Consider the following 1,754-nt stretch of genomic DNA (forward strand, 5'->3'; position numbering starts at 1 on the left):
CTACCAGCCACTGCAGGCCGTCGCATGAGGCACACCGTGTCCGGGGAACCCGCCTTCACCCTCGGCATCGAGGAAGAGTACCTGCTGGTCGACCCGGTCAGCCGCGACCTGGTGGCCGACCCGCCGCCCCAGCTGGTCGAGGCGCTGGAGCACCGACATGCCGGCAGCGTCGCTCGCGAATTCTTCCGCTGCCAGGTCGAGGTCGGCACCCCCGTCTGCCGGACCATCGGCGAGGCGCGGACCGAGATCAAGCGGCTGCGCCGATCGGTGGTGGAGGAGGCAGAGCGGCACGGCCTCGCTGTCATCGCCGCCTCGACCCACCCGTTCGGCACCTGGCGGCCGCAGAAGCACACCGACCGCAGCCGCTACGACCAGCTGGCGCGCGACCTCGGCGTGCCGGTGCGGCGCCTGCTGATCTGCGGCGCCCATGTCCATGTCGGGATCGAGGATCCGAACCTGCGCATCGATCTGATGCGGCAGATCCGGTACTTCCTGCCGCATCTGCTGTCGCTGACGACCTCCTCGCCATTCTGGCAGGGCACCGACACCAAGCTGAAATCCTACCGCCTGGCCGTGTTCTCCGAATTGCCGCGCACCGGCATGCCGGAGGAGTTCCAGAGTTATGGCGAATACGAGGCGGCGCTGGCCTCGCTGGTCCAGGCCGGGGTGATCGAGGACGGCAGCAAGATCTGGTGGGACATCCGGCCCTCCGCCCGCTTCCCGACGCTGGAGATGCGGGTCGCCGATGTCTGCACCCGGGTCGAGGACGGGCTGACCGTCGCAGCACTCTACCAATGCCTGCTGCGCATGCTGTGGCGCCTCAGGGCGCAGAACATCGCCTGGCGCCGCTATCGCAGCGTGCTGATCGAGGAGAACCGCTGGCGCGCCATGCGCTACGGCTTCGAGGAAGGGCTGATCGACTGGGGCAAGGGCAAGCTGGTGCCCTATGCCGAGCTGCTGGAAGAGGTGCTGGTGCTGGTGGCGGAGGATGCGGCGGCGCTGGGCTGCGAGGCCGAGATCGCCCAGGCGCGCGACATCCTGGCGCGCGGCACCTCCGCCCACCGCCAGCTCGCCACATATTATGAAGCGCTGGCCCAGGGCGTCGACGAGGCCGAGGCGCTGCGCCGTGTCGTCGACCGGCTGATTCTGGAGACCAAGGAGGGGCTGTCCGACGACCAGCCCCTCGCCGCTGCCGCACCTTAAGTTCCGGAACCCGTGGACACCGACATGACCGAGCCCGTTCAGACCGAAATCGACGACAAGACCCGCATCGAGCTGGAGGCTGCCGCCTTCCGCACCCTGGTCGAGCATCTGCGCCAGCGCACCGACGTGCAGAACATCGACCTGATGAACCTGGCCGGGTTCTGCCGCAACTGCCTGTCGCGCTGGTATCGCGAGGCGGCGGAGCAGCGGGGCGTTCCGCTGTCCGACCCGGCGGCGCGCGAGATCGTCTATGGCGAGCCGTATGACAGCTGGAAGGCCAAGCACCAGAAGGATGCCTCGGCCGGCCAGCAGAAGGCCTTCGACGCCGCGCACAAGCCCTGACCGGATTTTTCGGCGCGCGAATCGGTTCCAGCCGATCCCACGGGCTTCCGGCCGGGCGGAATCCCGCACCGGCGCTGGCCCCGTCCGGCCGCGCTTGCCGGCCCGGCGGCGGCGCTTTATGGTCCCGCGCCCTGAGCAGGCCTGTTCGCCTTGCCCGTTGCCAATTTCGTCGAAGGACCAGCCCATGTCGGATGTCGGTGGTATCGCCG

Annotated in this window: 2 protein-coding genes; both read left to right on the forward strand. The window is 68.9% G+C overall.

Annotated elements, in window-relative coordinates:
- Positions 1–24 precede the first annotated feature (24 nt).
- On the forward strand, positions 25–1,203 hold the full coding sequence (locus AC3XYG_RS18930; RefSeq protein WP_489141412.1) for a carboxylate-amine ligase: 1,179 nt from the start codon (positions 25–27) through the stop codon (positions 1,201–1,203).
- A gap of 24 nt (positions 1,204–1,227) precedes the next feature.
- Entirely contained in the window at positions 1,228–1,545 is a 318-nt protein-coding gene (locus AC3XYG_RS18935; protein ID WP_489141413.1) for a DUF1244 domain-containing protein, read from the forward strand.
- Positions 1,546–1,754: the final 209 nt, after the last annotated feature.

The organism is Inquilinus sp., assembly GCF_057815775.1.

Coding starts and splice junctions, on each gene's coding strand:
- AC3XYG_RS18930 (WP_489141412.1), top strand. CDS start 25: ATGAGGCACACCGTGTCCGGGGAACCCGCCTTCACCCTCGGCATCGAG.
- AC3XYG_RS18935 (WP_489141413.1), top strand. CDS start 1,228: ATGACCGAGCCCGTTCAGACCGAAATCGACGACAAGACCCGCATCGAG.